At 44.8% G+C, this 16,564-nt stretch carries 13 protein-coding genes; 7 read left to right on the top strand and 6 right to left on the bottom strand.

Annotation, left to right across the window (positions count from 1 at the left end; genetic code table 11):
• Positions 1 to 72: 72 nt before the first annotated feature.
• On the bottom strand, positions 73 to 1,239 hold the full coding sequence (locus tag GTQ48_RS14490; RefSeq protein WP_163107315.1) for a tetratricopeptide repeat protein: 1,167 nt from the start codon (positions 1,237 to 1,239) through the stop codon (positions 73 to 75).
• A gap of 381 nt (positions 1,240 to 1,620) precedes the next feature.
• Between GTQ48_RS14490 and GTQ48_RS14485 the strand changes: the two genes are divergently transcribed.
• Complete coding sequence (locus GTQ48_RS14485) at positions 1,621 to 2,127, top strand: fasciclin domain-containing protein (protein WP_163107314.1); 507 nt, start codon at positions 1,621 to 1,623, stop codon at positions 2,125 to 2,127.
• A gap of 197 nt (positions 2,128 to 2,324) precedes the next feature.
• Positions 2,325 to 3,308, top strand: a complete 984-nt coding sequence (locus GTQ48_RS14480) for a diguanylate cyclase (RefSeq protein ID WP_163107313.1) — start codon at positions 2,325 to 2,327, stop codon at positions 3,306 to 3,308.
• Positions 3,309 to 3,351: 43 nt separating this feature from the next.
• Here the strand turns inward: GTQ48_RS14480 and GTQ48_RS14475 are convergent, their stop codons facing one another.
• The 4 genes from GTQ48_RS14475 to GTQ48_RS14460 all read right to left on the bottom strand — a co-directional run bounded on the left by GTQ48_RS14475 (position 3,352) and on the right by GTQ48_RS14460 (position 8,299).
• The gene (locus GTQ48_RS14475; protein ID WP_163107312.1) at positions 3,352 to 4,044 is read right to left on the bottom strand and encodes a 3'-5' exonuclease; all 693 of its coding nucleotides are present in this window, start codon (positions 4,042 to 4,044) and stop codon (positions 3,352 to 3,354) included.
• A gap of 118 nt (positions 4,045 to 4,162) precedes the next feature.
• Entirely contained in the window at positions 4,163 to 5,992 is a 1,830-nt protein-coding gene (locus tag GTQ48_RS14470) for a putative nucleotidyltransferase substrate binding domain-containing protein (protein WP_163107311.1), read from the bottom strand.
• Between the two features lie 329 nt (positions 5,993 to 6,321).
• Complete coding sequence (locus GTQ48_RS14465) at positions 6,322 to 8,028, bottom strand: sodium:solute symporter family protein (RefSeq protein ID WP_163107310.1); 1,707 nt, start codon at positions 8,026 to 8,028, stop codon at positions 6,322 to 6,324.
• 4 nt (positions 8,029 to 8,032) lie between these two features.
• The gene (locus GTQ48_RS14460; protein WP_032095503.1) at positions 8,033 to 8,299 is read right to left on the bottom strand and encodes a DUF4212 domain-containing protein; all 267 of its coding nucleotides are present in this window, start codon (positions 8,297 to 8,299) and stop codon (positions 8,033 to 8,035) included.
• 258 nt (positions 8,300 to 8,557) lie between these two features.
• On the opposite strand from GTQ48_RS14460, the gene GTQ48_RS14455 reads away from it, so the two are divergent.
• Positions 8,558 to 12,010, top strand: a complete 3,453-nt coding sequence (locus GTQ48_RS14455) for a PAS domain-containing hybrid sensor histidine kinase/response regulator (RefSeq protein WP_163107309.1) — start codon at positions 8,558 to 8,560, stop codon at positions 12,008 to 12,010.
• An 18-nt stretch (positions 12,011 to 12,028) separates the two neighbouring features.
• Here the strand turns inward: GTQ48_RS14455 and GTQ48_RS14450 are convergent, their stop codons facing one another.
• Positions 12,029 to 12,649 carry a mechanosensitive ion channel domain-containing protein gene (locus GTQ48_RS14450; protein WP_163107389.1) on the bottom strand — a complete coding sequence of 207 codons (621 nt, stop codon included), beginning with the start codon at positions 12,647 to 12,649 and terminating at the stop codon, positions 12,029 to 12,031.
• A gap of 274 nt (positions 12,650 to 12,923) precedes the next feature.
• On the opposite strand from GTQ48_RS14450, the gene rimK reads away from it, so the two are divergent.
• The 4 genes from rimK (at position 12,924) to GTQ48_RS14430 (ending at position 16,547) form a co-directional block, all read left to right on the top strand.
• Complete coding sequence (gene rimK, locus GTQ48_RS14445; protein WP_163107308.1) at positions 12,924 to 13,829, top strand: 30S ribosomal protein S6--L-glutamate ligase; 906 nt, start codon at positions 12,924 to 12,926, stop codon at positions 13,827 to 13,829.
• Positions 13,830 to 13,888: 59 nt separating this feature from the next.
• Positions 13,889 to 14,920, top strand: coding sequence for a succinylglutamate desuccinylase/aspartoacylase domain-containing protein (locus GTQ48_RS14440; protein ID WP_163107307.1), 1,032 nt, complete (start codon positions 13,889 to 13,891; stop codon positions 14,918 to 14,920).
• A gap of 6 nt (positions 14,921 to 14,926) precedes the next feature.
• Positions 14,927 to 15,361 carry an ATP-dependent zinc protease family protein gene (locus GTQ48_RS14435; protein ID WP_163107306.1) on the top strand — a complete coding sequence of 145 codons (435 nt, stop codon included), beginning with the start codon at positions 14,927 to 14,929 and terminating at the stop codon, positions 15,359 to 15,361.
• Between the two features lie 73 nt (positions 15,362 to 15,434).
• On the top strand, positions 15,435 to 16,547 hold the full coding sequence (locus GTQ48_RS14430) for an amino acid ABC transporter substrate-binding protein (RefSeq protein ID WP_163107305.1): 1,113 nt from the start codon (positions 15,435 to 15,437) through the stop codon (positions 16,545 to 16,547).
• Positions 16,548 to 16,564: the final 17 nt, after the last annotated feature.

Below are 16,564 nucleotides of genomic sequence, written 5' to 3'. Positions count from 1 at the left end.
TCCTTTTGTAGTGTTACCTTTCTGCCACGGCTTGTCCGTGGCTTTTTTCTATCCGCTTATTTTCATCTCTATTCAGCGTCGAGCCAGTACAGCAAGCTTTGATGAATAGCGCTCAGCGCTATAATCATCTGGTGCGTAGGTCTCTGCACTTTTTAGGTAACGTACGGCATTGTTAGTATCGCCCAATTCGAAATAGGTCTTAGCCATACCAAATAACACTTCATGATTCTTTCTGTCTAGCCGTACAGCACGTTGATAGTGACTCAGCGCTTTCTCAAACTTACCATCCTCAAATGATTGCTCGCCAAGGATAAAATGATAAAAAGGGTTAGTCTTTCTTTTTGTTTCTATTTTGCTAAACAGTTCAGCCGCTTCCTCCCGCCTATTTTGATATCGATACAAAATAGCGAGGTTCTCCCATACGGTTAAGTTTTCAGGATCAAGAGACAACGCGTGTTCGTAAGTCCGTTGAGCTTGTTCAAAATCTCCCTGCATACGATAAAGCACGCCTAAATTTGTCCAGGTTTGCTGTAATGTTGGCGCAACTTTGGCTGCGGCTCTGAAATAGCTGTATGCACGGGTATAGCTATTGGCCACAAATGCATCTGCCCCCTTGTTATTATAAAACATGGCTAACACATTTTTTTGCGATACGGGAATGCGGGGAAAGTGACTTCGAATGACCTGTGGATCAAAGTCCACGTCGGCATAGGTTGTTCCTATGGTAATTGCCATTGAGGTTTCTGGCGCACTTACCCTTAAATTGATATGCCCATTGAGCAAACTAAAGCCATCTCTGCGGGTCCAGTATTCTGGAATGTCTACCTCGTAAAATGTAGTATCCAATCCAAGGTGTTGGGCTAAGGCGAAGGTCATTATTGACAACGATAGGCAATTAGCCGCTCGGTTATTAAAAGTGGTATTTGCCACCGTATTCGCGTTATTGCGGTACACCATGCCATTGTCTGAGTAGTCTAAAATGGCGTTTACAAAGCCACTAACATTCTTTGCATTTAATGCGTTGTCGTAGGCAGAACGCTCTGCAAAGCGTTTTGCTTCTTCACCGAGATAAAATACATCTTCCTCTGACTCAACGTGGAAAAGATGATAGCTAGGAAACAACTCATCTTTTAATAAGGGCTTGATATCTGCAGTTGCACGATAATCTTGCTGTGTACTTTGGCAAGCAGCTAAACACACCGTTATTATTAATAGTGTTAATAATGATTGGGTAGGCATGGCATATACTCCTCATGCGCTTTTCACAGGCACTTCATGAAGCCGCTCAATAAAAGCGCGCTTCGAGCCCCGATGAAGCGTCATTCGCTACTATAAGTATAGACTGCCCTGATAAACTTGCTTTTCTCTGTATTTAATTTGAGTTATCCCCCCTTCAATGTGCTTTGCCTCTTTTTATATTTACTGCGCCGGACAAAATAAATAAAACCGTCTTTCAACGCCTCGCGCCCTTCCACAGACGCATTTCGACACTAAGAGCTCTCGTGTTACATAAAGTTAATCATCACTTTTTGAGAAACCACCGTAATCATAAGCGAAATCAAATTTGTTAAAATATAGTAAATTTATATAACCCGTTGGATAAACTCAAAAGGAAATATTATGCGTAAGTTTTTAAGTGCTTTAGTTATTTTAGTAGTGAGCTCATCTGCATTCGCTGGACACCATAAAATGGGTGACCACAAAGATATCGTTGACACAGCGGCGAGCAACCCAATGTTTTCAACCTTGGTGGCTGCGGTAAAAGCAGGTGGTTTAGTAGACACATTAAAAGGTGACGGACCGTTTACCGTGTTTGCACCTACTAATGACGCCTTTGCAGCGCTTCCTGCTGGTACATTGGAAATGCTGTTAAAGCCAGAGAATAAAGACACCTTGGTGCAAATTCTTACTTACCACGTTGTTGCAGGTAAAGTAGCTGCGAAAGACGTAGTATCGCTTTCATCTGCGACCACAGTGGAAGGTAGCGACGTAACGGTAGATGCCGGCATGGGTAAAGTAAAAATTAACAACGCGAACGTTGTGAAAGCTGACGTAATGGCTGAAAACGGCGTGATCCACGTCATTGATGCAGTATTGCTACCTGCTGATGTCGCAGCAGCGTTATAGTCTCGAAAACTAGAAAACATACTAAAACCACCGTGCCGCGCGGTGGTTTTTTTGTTCGGTCACTGAAATTATAAATCAGTTTTGCCGACATATTAGATTTCTGTAATTTAAACTTATGTTGAATAACTTTTTTTCTGGCGTAGGTGTAGAGTTAAAAGAAATACTGCCTCAGAGTAGTACCCTAACGAGGAATTGCTGTGTACATCGAACAAGTTGACAACAGAGCACTCTCTGATTGTAACGTTCTTATTGTAGATGACGATGCTAGTAGCAGACTCATACTAGAAACCTTACTGACAGATATGGTTTCGTGCGTTTCAGTTGACTCTGGCAAAGCGGCCATCGAGCACTGCCGATTTAAAAAGCCTGACCTAATTTTGATGGACGTGTCCATGCCGGAATTAGACGGTCACGCCACCACGGCATTATTGCGTAAAAAACCTCAGTGTGAATCCATACCCATTATTTTTGTTACTTCGTCTTCAACGGAAGAAGAAGAATCTAAATGCTGGAACTCTGGGTGTGTGGATTTCGTCGTAAAGCCAGTTAACGCCTGCACACTGCTAAATCGCGTAAAGTCTCACCTTAAAAATAAAATACGCAATGACTTGCTCGAAAAGCTTATTTATATAGATAAGCTAACTGGCGCATATAACCGCCATTACCTCGATGATTATCTTCCCAGACTTGTTCGCGATGGGCTTCGCAATGTTACGCCCCTGTCACTTGTCATATTAGATATTGACCACTTTAAGCTTTTCAACGACATGTACGGTCATTTAGACGGCGATAGCTGTCTGTGGAAAGTCAGCCAGTGTATCAGTGACACATTAAAACGGCCTATGGATAAGCTGGTTCGTATCGGTGGCGAAGAGTTTTTAGTTATTTTGCCCAATACGGACACAAAAGGCGCCGCTGTAGTCACAAAGAGGCTGTTAGAAACCGTATATGAATTGAATATCAAGCATGACGCCTCTGAATTTGATAGGGTCACATTAAGCGCAGGACTCTCGACTAAAAACGCGGACGATGAGAAAACGATAGACTATGTCATGCTAGAAGCTGATAAAAACCTTTACCTTGCAAAAACCGATGGTCGAAATCGTTTGAAAGTAGAAGGACTTGATGAAGCTGAGTATGATACCCCTGTGCGAGAAACAAAAAGACGAATACTTGTTTAATCTCAGCTTTTTCATTGGCTACGTTTTTACCTCTTCTGTGCTTTTATCTGTCCTGTGTTTCTCCCAATCGATATTTTCCTAACGCCTTAGTGTGCAGCAGTTGCGATAACGGACTGGTTTGGTCTAATCCAAATTGCTCAAATTGAGCGAATAACAGCTGAATTGTGGCAAGTGCGTCATCAAGGGCGTTGTGTTCAGGACAGCTTGGAAGGTCTAATCGCTGTCGACACACGGTAAGTGTTGCACTATTGGTAGGAAGCACTTGATGCTGTTTGCTCAACTGATAAACCGCGAGCTTAAGCGTATCAATGTAGATAACATCTATAACAGGTAAAGACAGTTCTATAAACGCTTTGTTAAGCGCTGCTAAATCAAGGCTCGCATTGTGAAACACCAGCACTGACGATTGAAGCAGTGGCATCAACTTATCTAAGCTCACGGCTAACGGCTTGCCTTGGGCCAAAATATCATGGGTTAGCCCGTGAATGACTGGGCTTTGGCCTAACGCAGCCGATGTGTTTATAACAAAGTACTCGCAAGAACTTAGTGACAACTGCCCGCCCTTACCTGCCACCCATCCTATAGATGTAATATCAGTGGCTTTGGCATCAAGTGAAGTCAACTCAACATCAATAGCCAGTAAATCCGTGTTATTGATATACCTACCGCTAAGTTGCTTTGTTAGCGATGACCCTGCTGCTAATGTGAGCTGTCTTTTAAGCCATTGCAATATCATCTATCGTTATACCCTACCCGTTAATTTGCCTTATGTTTTAAATCACCTTACGGCTTTCTTACCCCAGCGTTGCCTACCTTTGTGTCATTTATTCTAGTGGGCAGTGACACGGGATGCGCTAACCAACCCCGCCGGAAAACTTCATTACCATGGCTTCGTTAGCTCGCTCTATGGCTTTAAAACCCGCTTTAAGTTGGTGCTTTTGAATCGACGACAACATGCTCACCGACACTAGATTATCGGTGACTTTGTTCTCTAGCTGATGACGCCAGCGCAGCCTATTTAAAAATACCCAGATATCTTTCAAGTTAGCCGCATCCTTAGAAGAAAGCTCAGACTTATCAGACAAACTCTCAAGGCGAGCAACGGTATTGGGCAAGGTAATACCATCAGCTAACGCATAAATTCGAGCAATGTTGTTAATAAGCGCTACCGCACGGGTTTTTAAGTCGATGGTGTCTTTTTGTTTACGTCCTTTTTCATAGCTAAATTTTTGAAACATAGATAGGGGGACAGACACATCATTGCTATTGCGCGCCAAGGCGGCTAAGAACATCTTCTGCTGTAATAATGGTGCTCGCCTTTTCTGCAGCTGTTTGAACAGGCTTGCATCGCCCGCAGCGCAGCGTACATCCAAAAAAATATTAAAGTGCATAATGGCCTTACTTGTGGGTGCTGCGACCCATCGCTCGGCTTCTTTTACCGCTTCATCAACTGACAATCGCAATTCAGGATTGCTGGCCATAATATTGCCATCACACAGCTTAATGCCGCATTTTGCTAATCCTTTGCACACGTAATCTGTCATATCAGCAAAATAGGCGGCCTGCTTTTCGTTAGGGGTAGACGCTAACAATAACCCGCTGTCTTGGTCAGAGCCCGTGGTTTGATCTTCCCTTGCCTGCGAGCCATAAACTAGCCAGGCAAACATCATAGGGGCTTTGCCATTATCTTGTTGGAAAAAGCCAATAAGCTTTCGCGTCATTACGTCGGTTGCTTGAGACAAGATTTTGCCCGCAATATCGTAATCACCGGCTCGCTTGGCGTGCGCGGCAAAATAGTGTGGCAATTGCCAAGACAGCCTTGTGAGCTCATACAGGTTATTCGCTTTTGTGAGCTCTCCTATAATAAAAAGTACGTTGCCCCTTTGGTGCCTTATAATATCGCTAGCCGTCACCATTCCTATGGGTGACTGAGATAGATGGTCGATAACTGGCAAATGATGAATATTTTTTTCTGTCATCAATGCCATAGCATCAAACAGGGTTCTGCTATTGCCAATTTGGGTAGGGTTCACTGTCATTATTTGTTTAACCGGAAGGGCGGTATCAAGAGCGTGGGCGACTACGCGAGAGCGCAAATCTCTATCCGTCACTATGCCAATGAGCTTGTCGTTGGCGGTTACCAATAAAGAAGATACTTTTTCTCGAGTCATTAACATGGCAGCATCTGCAATTGACGTATTGCCGTGGGCAGCCACAGGCGCTTTATCGATAACATCGGTCAGTGGCTTGTATAGCCACATGGAATTGGAATCGGCTATGGCGTGATTTTGCAGCGCATTATTGCGTAAGCCCGTAAAAAAGCTATTAACCTCTACAAGCTCAAGTAACGCACATACGTCTTCAGCGGCAAAACTGTAAACTAATCCAGGGCTATCTACATGTACAGACAGTGGATAAAAACGCTTATCTAAAATTGCGGCATAATTAAAATAATCTCCCTCGCTTAAATGCCTAGCAGCGCCTTCTCCATCTTCCACGGAAAACTGACCGCTTTGAATAAGATAAAGTCGAGGCTCGCCCGTTTTAAAATGCTCGGTGTTATCTGTCGTCACATAGAGTAAATCAGCATGTCGAATAAGGTCATGACGCATTGACTCATTCAACATATCAAACGGTGCTGATGTAGAAAGAAAGTCTTCAACCTGCTTTGCTATTGCTGTCATTTGTTCATCCTTATTCTCGTTCTATTGGCCTTTCAGTTGCGCTGTGCCTTTCTTTAGATTTGGTCTTTAGATCTGGTCTTTAGATCTGATCTTTACCTCTAAATTTTACATCAGGCTCTTACCTCTGGCTCTTACCTCGGCTATTACCTCCGGGGCTGTTGAGACTTCTGCCGCCGTACCTGCCTATATCCCTTTCTTTAATGAATTGATTAATGCATTCATTAAAGAAAGAGACACCTGCACAAAAGAAAAAACCAACCCACTAAACACTGCTAGAAGGTTGGTTTTCTATTGTACTAATGCTTCTTCTTACTCATGTTTTTCATTCATTAGTGTGCAGAGGCCTCGCCAGCGCCCTTAGGATAGCGAATACTTTCAACCAACTCTTGGATTTCCTCTGGTGCTTCGTCGGTCACTTTGAAGACAAGGAATGCCACCACAAAGTTAACTATCATACCCAATGTACCAATCCCTTCAGGTGAGATACCAAACAACCAGTTGTCGGGGATGTTCGCCTCAGGATTAACAAACTTGAAGTAGATAATGTACGTCGCGGTGAAGGCAATACCAGATAGCATTCCTGCAACAGCACCTTTGTCATTCATGCGTTTGCTAAAGATGCCCATAATAATAGCAGGGAAGAAACTGGACGCTGCTAAGCCGAAGGCAAAAGCGACCACCTGCGCAACGAACCCGGGCGGATTAATACCAAAGTAACCGGCAATCACAATGGCGACACCTGCGGCCAATCGTGCATAAAATAGCTCTGCCTTATCCGTAATATTCGGCGCGAAGTTTCGTTTCAGTAAGTCATGAGATACCGACGTGGAGATTACGAGCAACAAGCCAGCTGAGGTAGAAAGCGCAGCGGCAACACCACCAGCGGCCACCAGGGCAATAACCCAAGCCGGTAAATTCGCAATTTCAGGGTTCGCCAATACCATGATGTCACGGTCCACTGTCATTTCGTTGCGCTCATCACCAGAATAGAACATGACGCCATCGCCATTCTTATCGTTAAATTCGATAAGTCCGGTTTGCTCCCAGTTCTTAATCCACGATGGTGCTTCTTCGTAACTTGTACCTGTAAGCTCAGGGCCGTTAATGGTTTCAATCATGTTAACGCGAGCGAAAGCAGCTAGAGACGGTGCAGTGGTGTAAACAATGGCGATAAACGCTAGTGCATAACCTGCTGATTTACGTGCATCGTGTACTTTAGGAACAGTGAAGAAGCGAACAATAACGTGTGGTAAACCTGCCGTACCTACCATCAGTGCAAAGGTAATGAAGAACACATCAATCGTACTTTTCGTGCCTGTCGTGTATTCATGGAACCCAAGATCGGTGGATAAGTTATCGAGCTTTTGCAGCAGATGCATGCCCGACCCATCGGCCAGCGTGGCACCGAATCCGGTTTGAGGAAGAATATGACCGGTTACCATGATGGAAATAAATACCGCAGGAACTACATAGGCAAATACCATTACACAGAACTGTGCAACTTGCGTGTAGGTAATACCTTTCATGCCACCCAATACGGTATAGAAAAAGACAATAACCATACCAAGCACAACGCCGGTAACAATATCAACTTCTAAGAATCGACTGAATACAACGCCAACCCCTCGCATCTGCCCTGCCACATAGGTAAAACAGACAAAAATGGCACAAAATACCGCAACGGTTCGCGCTGTTTGTGAGTAGTAGCGGTCTCCAATAAAATCGGGTACAGTGAATTTTCCGAATTTGCGAAGATAAGGTGCTAGGCAAAGCGCAAGCAGAACGTAACCACCGGTCCACCCCATAAGATAAACGGCACCGTCGTATCCCATAAAAGAGATAAGACCTGCCATAGAGATAAACGATGCAGCTGACATCCAATCGGCGGCAGTTGCCATGCCGTTTAGTACAGGTGGAACACCGCCGCCGGCGACGTAAAAATCGTTTGTCGATCCGGCTCTGGCCCAAATTGCAATTGCAATGTACAGCGCGAAAGTAGCGCCTACAATGATAAAGGTGAGTGTTTGCACATCCATCGTATTACTCCTCTTCTACGCCGTAACGTTTATCCATCGCACTCATTTTCGCCATGTAGACAAAAATAAGGGCAACAAAAACTAAAATGGAACCTTGTTGCGCAAACCAGAAGCCCAGTTTGAAACCAAAGAATTGGATGTTGTTTAATGCATCGGCAAATAAAATGCCGGCACCAAAAGATACAGCGAACCAAACGACTAAAAGTTTAAAAAGGAGAGCTAGGTTCTCCTTCCAATATGCTTTTTGGTCATCATTATTTCTAAAAGACATTGTTCCGTCCCCACGTCAGGTTAATCGGTTGTTGTTTTTTTACATTTTCCTAACGCTTAACTTTTTTTACATTGTCGCTACTGATTTCACGTTGCGAGCAACGATAGCCAAAAGCAGCGAAGCCAAGCCTATAGGAGGTTGGATATCACTTTAGACCTGCATGAAATATTTAAAAATGAGACCATGGTCGTAGGTAGACGAAGGCCTCAATAGGTATAATAGATATCGAGTTGTAAATTTTCAGTTAATGGAAAGACTATGGTTTTTGGTTGGGTTACACTGGCAGTACTGTATCTGTTTTTACTTTTTTCTCTGGCAAGCTGGGGCGAAAAGAACTCGCCAACGGCGCGGGCGCTTACCTCACACCCAGCGATCTACTCTCTTGCATTGGCTATTTACTGCACTGCGTGGACGTTCTTCGGCATGGTGGGACAGGCAAGTAGAGATACCTGGATTTACCTGCCTATTATGCTCGGCCCCATTTTGGTGTATGTGGTGGGTCACAAGTTTATTTATAAGCTGACTTTGGTCAGTAAAAAGCAGCACATCACGACGATTTCTGACTTTATTGCTTCTCGTTACGGTAAGCGACAAACAGTGGCCTTAGTAGTTACACTCATCGCGTTACTTGCCACCATTCCCTATATCGCGCTGCAACTAAAAGCGGTTGGCAATACGTTTCAGCTACTGACCCAGCAACCTAAAAACGACATTATTATTATTGCGGCAACGGCTTTTATCGCAGTTTTCGCCATCTATTTTGGTACCCGTCAAACGGATGTCACTGAATACAGAAGAGGGTTGATGCTAGCTATCGCCTTCGAGTCGTCGGTGAAATTGCTCGCATTGGTTTTAGTGGCATTTGTTGGCTATAGCGCCTGGAAAACCACACAGAGCGGGCCCTTTTTTGAAAGCTTTTTAAACGAGGCGGCCTTGTCTACCTTTAGCTCATTTACGTTTATTGCTCAAACCATAATGGCAGCCGCCGCCATTGTGTGTTTGCCGCGACAGTTTCACGTAGCAATTATCGATAATTTAAGCTTGTCTCATTTGCGTACCGCCCGCTGGTTGTTTCCGCTTTATCTCATTATTATTTCAGCGGTTATTCCGGTTATCGCCATTGCCGGTAAAGCCATATTTGCAGGTACCAGTGTTGAGCCCGATTCGTACGTGTTATCACTGGCCATGTTTTCAGAGTCAGCCTTACTACAAGTCATCGTTTTTGTTGGCGGTTTGTCTGCTGCCACTGCGATGATTATTGTGGCAACGCTTACGCTCAGCACTATGCTAACAAACGACGTTATACTGCCGCGCATATTGGCACTGACCGAAGACACAGGCAAAAAACGGGATATTTCACGCCGCATTAGGCTAATACGGCGTGTGGTTATCGCCTTTATTTTGCTAATGGCCTTTTTATACCACCAGCAAATGACAAGCAGCCGCTCTCTGCACTCTATCGGTCTAATTGCTTTTTCATTGGTTATTCAACTGCTACCTGCCATTGTAGGCGGCTTGTATTGGAAACGAGCCCATGCGCACGGTGTGTATGCCGGACTAATGATTGGCTTAGTTATTTGGGTTTTGTGGCTAGTGCTGCCTATTGTGAGCGACCAAGTGTCAAGGCTTGAACAAAACGAACTGATTAGCCAAGGAGCAATGATAAGTTTAGCCGCCAATGCGTTTATGTACATGCTTTTTTCTTGGTTTGCGCCTCAGCGACTTATCGATCGCATTCAGGCAGAAGCCTTCGTGTCGCCCACTATGTCTGCCAGCAACACCATAAAAACCCAAGTAGCAAACGTTAGAGTGTCAGACTTAACCACGCTACTGTCCACGTTTATGGGTTCGGGCAGATGCGTACAGCTTGTTGATGAATACCAGACCCTTAATCACTGTCAGCTGAATGAGCAAGATACCCCAGATGAATCGTTCTTATCATTTTGTGAACGAGCTTTAGGTGGGGTAATTGGTGCATCAAGCGCAAAAGTGCTTCTTGATAGCGCCTTGCGGGGCAAAAAAATGGACTTCACTGAGATCATCAACTTCTTTGATGATACCACCCAAGCCATGCAGTTTAATATGACCGCCCTACTTACCTCCCTTGAAAATATGGACCAAGGGATAAGTGTTGTCGACAAACACCTTCATTTAGTCGCGTGGAATAAGCGCTATTCAAACCTGTACCCCTACCCAGATGACTTACTTGCCGTGGGCGTGCCCATTGAACGTCTTATTCGCTATAACGCGGCTCAGGGCGAGTTTGGCACTTACAATGTTGAAGCCGAAGTTGAAAAGCGCTTAGAGCACTTACGCTCGGGCATGCCCCATCGATTCACTCGCCAGCGAAAAGATGGCCGAGTGATAGAAATGGTGGGTAACCCGTTACCTGGTGGTGGCTTTGTAACCAGCTTCAATGATATTACCGGCCACGTAGAAATTCAGCAGGCCCTTGAAGAGTCCAATATCGATCTTGAAGCCAGAATTAAAGAGCGTACTGAAGAGGTACATTCCATTAATGCCGAGCTTCGCCTTGAAATTGAAAAGCGCGCCGGGGCCGAAAAAGAGTTAATTCGAGCAAGAAAGGCGGCGGAAGATGCCAACGCAAGTAAAACGCGATTTTTAGCCCTTGCTAGCCATGATGTATTACAGCCACTCAATGCGGCCAAGCTATACGTAAGCGCATTGGAAGAACAAGACTTGTCGGAGCAAACACATACGATCATTCAAAAGCTCAGTCATAGCGTGTCGTCCAGCGAAGCGCTTATTGGTACATTGCTAGATATTGCGCGCCTTGATCAAGGCGAGATGAAGCCAGATTTCGAGTCGATTGACGTACGCAATCTGCTTTCACCCCTTGTGGATGAGATGTCTATGCGAGCGAAAGAGAAAGGGCTGGAGCTTAAAGCAATCATTCGCCCATGTTGGGTGCGGGCTGATAAAACTTATCTATACCGGATTTTGCAAAATTTACTGTCTAACGCGGTGAAGTATACCGAAAAAGGCAGAGTGTTATTTGTTGTTAAACCTGTGGGCAATTCCGTGACGTTTAATATCATGGATACCGGCATTGGTATTTCTAGCGACAAATTGGACACGATATTTGGCGACTTTTTCCGTGCTAATGAAAGCAAAGAGCACGGTCTTGGATTAGGGCTTGGTGTCGTAAGGCGACTTAGCTTACAGCTTAACAGCGAAATTAAAGTCACTTCTCGCCTAGGCAAAGGTAGTAGCTTTCAATTCACACTGGAAAAAGTAGCGGCAAAACGTTCCTCTGCCCAAGTCGCGAAGCCAAGAAACACCACATTTAGTGGTATGAAAGTGCTATGTGTAGACGATCAGCGGGAAAACTTAGATGCGTTGAGTACCTTACTTGAAAAATGGGGCGTTAGCGTAACCCTTGCCAACAATTGGGACGATGCACTATCTCTTGCAGTATCGGTGAAGCCACAAATTCTCTTAATGGATTATCAGCTAAGTTTTGAGGAAGAGAAAAACGGCTTGGCGCTTATCGAACTTATTAGAACAACGCTGAATGTGGTTGTACCCGCGGCACTGATTACAGCGACCCCCGATGAAAACTTGTTGGTTCAATGCAAGGAGCAGGGAGTCAACTTTTTAGCTAAACCGCTAAAACCAGCAAAGCTGCGGGCCTTACTGCAAAGCATGACCCGCTATATTCGAGAAGCCAAAAATGTAGAGCGCGATTAGAAGCGTTGAGAGAATCTGCTATCGCTCTTCATTTGCTTGGTTTGAATCGTCTACTTGCTTAGGAGTAGGCGTGTCGGTCTTGGCCACCACCTTTCCTATGCTATTCCACTTTACCTTCGGGTTTAGCATAACAGGGCGGGTAAGAATGAGGTTGTTTGGGTACATAATGGTTTCGCGCTCTGTTGTCACCAATCGAGTACTAAACGGACCAATATCAGCTATAAAGCCTTCAACAAAATTATCGCCATCGATAATGCGTAGGTAGTTGCCTCTGCGATAAGACACATTGGTGAGCAAAATAAAGTAGGCGGTTATATTACTGATTAGCGACCAACTCGCGAATAAAGCTACACCGGTTACCGTAATAATGGAGGTGGAAAGTACAAGTAGCCCTGAAAAGTCGATACCCCAAGCAAGTAATAGTAAACACAAAGAAACCGTAGCCACCAGCACGCGCGCAGCAAATAGCCCTTTTAATGCGCTATGAGATTTTAACTTTGACTTGGCAATATCACTTTCAATTTTTGGCAGCAGCTTTCTAGACATCACCAGATAAAACAGCAAAACCAAACTGCTAAATATAATGTTTGACTGGTACTCAGTTGACCACCGTAACACCCCATTTAACAGCTCTATCATTACCCCGTCATTCTTCACAAAAATCCCTATAATCAGTGTCAATATTCGTTAATAAGCTCACGGCAAATATACCGCCACTTTAACATGCTATCGTTATTGGACTACTCTTTCATAAAATAAAAACAATCGCCACCATAAGAAAAATTCGTAAGACTCCTGTTACAGACTCAATTAATATGCGCGCCTAAATAGCTTGCGCATTTACGTATCACATGTAACGGTGTGGTTAATTCGTGAGCAAACTCACTTTATCGTTATCAAGGTTGATATATCAATGCGTATTGCAATACTCTCGAGAAACCCAAAACTTTACTCTACTTCACGCCTTGTTGAGGCTGGCAAAGCGAAAGGCCATGAAGTGGATGTTATTGATACTATGCATTGCTATATGGATATCACCAGTGCCCGCCCTTCGGTAAGATACAAGGGAAGAAAGCTTCCCTATTACGATGCGGTAATTCCCCGTATAGGCGCGTCAGTGAGTTTTTACGGCACATCAGTCGTTCGTCAGTTTGAAATGATGGGCACATACAGTGTTAATGAATCTGTCGCTATTAGCCGCTCCAGAGACAAGCTTCGCTCTTTGCAGCTGCTCTCTCGTAAAGGCATTGGTATGCCAAGAACAGGCTTTGCTCATCACCCAGACAAAATAGACGACGTGATAAAAACCGTTGGTGGCGCTCCTGTGGTGATAAAATTACTGGAAGGCACCCAAGGCATTGGCGTGGTGCTGGCAGATACACACAATGCGGCTGAATCTATTATCGAAGCCTTTATGGGGTTAAACGCCAGCATACTGGTGCAAGAATTCATCAAAGAGGCGGGTGGCAGTGACATTCGCTGCTTGGTAGTGGGCGGCAAAGTGGTAGCAGCAATGAAGCGTCAAGCGGCCGAAGGTGAGTTTCGTTCTAACTTACATCGCGGCGGTCAAGCAAGCTTAGTACGATTAAGCCCTGCAGAGCGCAAAACCGCCATAGATGCCGCTAAAACCATGGGGCTGAACTGTTGTGGAGTGGACATTTTGCGCTCTAACAATGGCCCCGTTGTCATGGAAGTTAACTCATCGCCAGGCTTGGAAGGTATAGAGAAAGCGACCAACAAAGACGTCGCGGCAATGATTATCTCATTTATTGAAAAAAGCGCTGAACCACATAAAACAAAGACACGTGGTAAGGGCTAGCTAGCGCCAGCTGTCATAATAACTTTAGGCTGAAACGCCATTTGTGAAGGAAAACCTGAGTGGTAAATGATGTTTTGACGATTGGGGGACACGATATAGCCCCAGGCGAAACCAAAAAAATAGACCTTGAAATGCCACCGCTCTATACAGCGACGAATATGAGCATTCCCGTTTATGTAAAACGAGGCAAACGCCCCGGTCCAATTATGTTTGTTAGTGCAGCGATTCACGGTGACGAACTTAACGGTATAGAAATTGTAGGCCGCTTAATTCGTTCAAAAGCCATTGAAAAACTGCGCGGCACCCTTATCGCAGTGCCGATGGTCAATGTATACGGTGTACTGAATCAATCCCGCTATTTACCCGACAGACGAGATTTAAACCGCAGCTTTCCAGGCAGTAAAAAGGGCTCTTTAGCAGGCAGATTGGCGAACCTGTTTTTTAACGAGGTGGTGAGTAAGTGCGACGTAGGAATAGACCTACACACGGGCGCTATTCACCGAAGCAATCTTCCGCAAATTCGTGCAAATTTAGACGATACGGACGTGCTGGAAATGGCGAAAGCCTTTGGCGTTCCGGTGTTACTGAATGCTGAAATTCGCGAAGGTTCATTACGCGAGGCGGCTAGTACCAGTGGTGTAAAGATTTTACTGTATGAAGCCGGACAAGCACTTCGCTATGATGAGTTTTCTATAAGAGCCGGTGTAAAAGGTATTATCAATACCATGCGGCACTTAGGCATGCTGAACAAGAGCCGAAGTAGAGGCCACAGCATCAATCGTTTTATCGCGCAGCAAAGCGGCTGGGTAAGAGCGTCAGAAAGCGGATTTGTTACCCATTTGGCACAGCTTGGTGACCATGTTGAAAAAGGTGATAAATTAGCGGCCATTGCCGACCCATTTGGTAACTTTGTCGGCAGTATTATTAGTCCGGCTGAAGGCATTGTTATTGGAAAGCAAAATATACCGCTTACCCAAGAGGGTGAAGCCATATACCACATTGCCTATTTCTCTAAGCCAAACGAGGTAGCAGAGCATGTTGAGCTTTACCAAGACAACTTACTGCCCAGCGAAGAACCTCTTGTTGAGTAAAAAATAATGAACAATAAAAAGCTTATTGGTGTTGTAGAATTATGCGACCTTCCCCAGCTAGCCATTACAGAACTGAATGTGCGGGTAGACACTGGGGCAGCGACGTCGTCTTTACATGTGGATAATATTGAAGAGCTTACCAAAGGCGATGAGCTATGGATTAGCTTCGACATTCACCCTGATATTTACAATGTAGATACGGTAGTACGGCGAGAAGCGAAAGTTTTTGGCAAAAAAAAGGTGAAAAGCTCTACCGCTACGCGAGAAAAGCGCTATGTTATATTAACGGATATTGTTATGGACGGTTTTCAATGGAATATACAGCTTACCCTGACAGATCGCTCGGAAATGACATATTCTATGTTACTAGGTCGAGAGGGAATGGCTGGACACTTTATTGTAGACCCTGAATACGACTTCCTTCTCACTGGAAAAGACTAAAGCGCACTCCCCTTTTTACTAGCAGTTACTGTATAGCAAAGGCCAGCGCGCTGTTATTAAAGGAAAGATCGCAATGGACATGTGGCGGCAAGGTAGGGCTTTGCTTTTGTCATCTTTACAAACGCGTATAATCTTTGCGCTGCTTGCCTGTGCCCTTTTTACCTTAATACCTCACGCATACGCCAATCAAGATAGCAACTCTGCAAGCGCTGCCCACACTAAAATACGACTACCCAATGTGCACCCGGGTAGAGATGCAGTTTACGCCCACGCAAAACAGTTACTCACCGAAGCGCTCCTTGTAACGCAAGCAGACTACGGCACTTTCGAATTCGTAGTGAGTAGCCAAGAAAGTCCTCAGCGCCGACAGCTGAGAAGTTTAGAACACGATCTTTTAGATATTACGTGGAGTGTTACCTCGTCAGACAGAGAAGCCTATTTTTTGCCTATCCGTATTCCTATTATGGCTGGACTCTTCGGCAAGCGCGTGCTGTTAATTAATGCTGAAGACACCCGCTTCTCAAAAGATATGGATATTACAGACCTTAAAGAGTTCAGGGCGGTGCTTGGCTATGACTGGCCCGATACCACTATTTTCAGAAAGGCGGGTATTCCAGTACTTGAAACCACCTATCGCGCGTCGTTTAAAATGGTGTCTGAAGGGTTTGCTGATATGTTTCCTCGAAGCGTGATGGAAGTGTTAGAGGAAATGGAGCACAAAGACTTGAGTAAAGGGCTTGTTGTTGAGGACAATATTGTTATTTCATACCCTAGCCCGATTTTTTTCTTTGTGGGTAGTAATAACCAGCAGCTTGCAACACGAATAACCGAAGGCTTATTACAGCTGTTAAAAAACCATCGATTCCAACAATTGTTAAAAGAGCATAAGGGCTTTCAACAAAGCCTTGCACTTGTAAAGGGGCGAACCGTTATAAGCATCGACAATCCGCTTTTAAGTAAAGAGAGTCAAAAGGCGATTGAAAACTTTCTCCCGCTTTTTGCACCCGCTGAACTGTTGTTAAATGGCTCAACCACAGATGGCACTGTTGTAGATGGCACTGTTGTAGACGGGACTGCGGCAGACAGCGCTATTGTCGAGGACTCGGTTTTGGACAACTCGACGGCAGAGAGCTCAGTTGAGGACAGCTCGACTTTAGAGAGCTCGGTGATAGAAGACCGGAGTTAAAAGGCCTTAGCGTGATG

Origin of the sequence: Alteromonas genovensis (genome assembly GCF_010500895.1) — a bacterium.
Lineage (GTDB): Bacteria > Pseudomonadota > Gammaproteobacteria > Enterobacterales > Alteromonadaceae > Alteromonas > Alteromonas genovensis.
The sequence above is the reverse complement of the archived record's forward strand: the minus strand, read 5'-3'. Positions and strand labels throughout refer to the sequence as shown.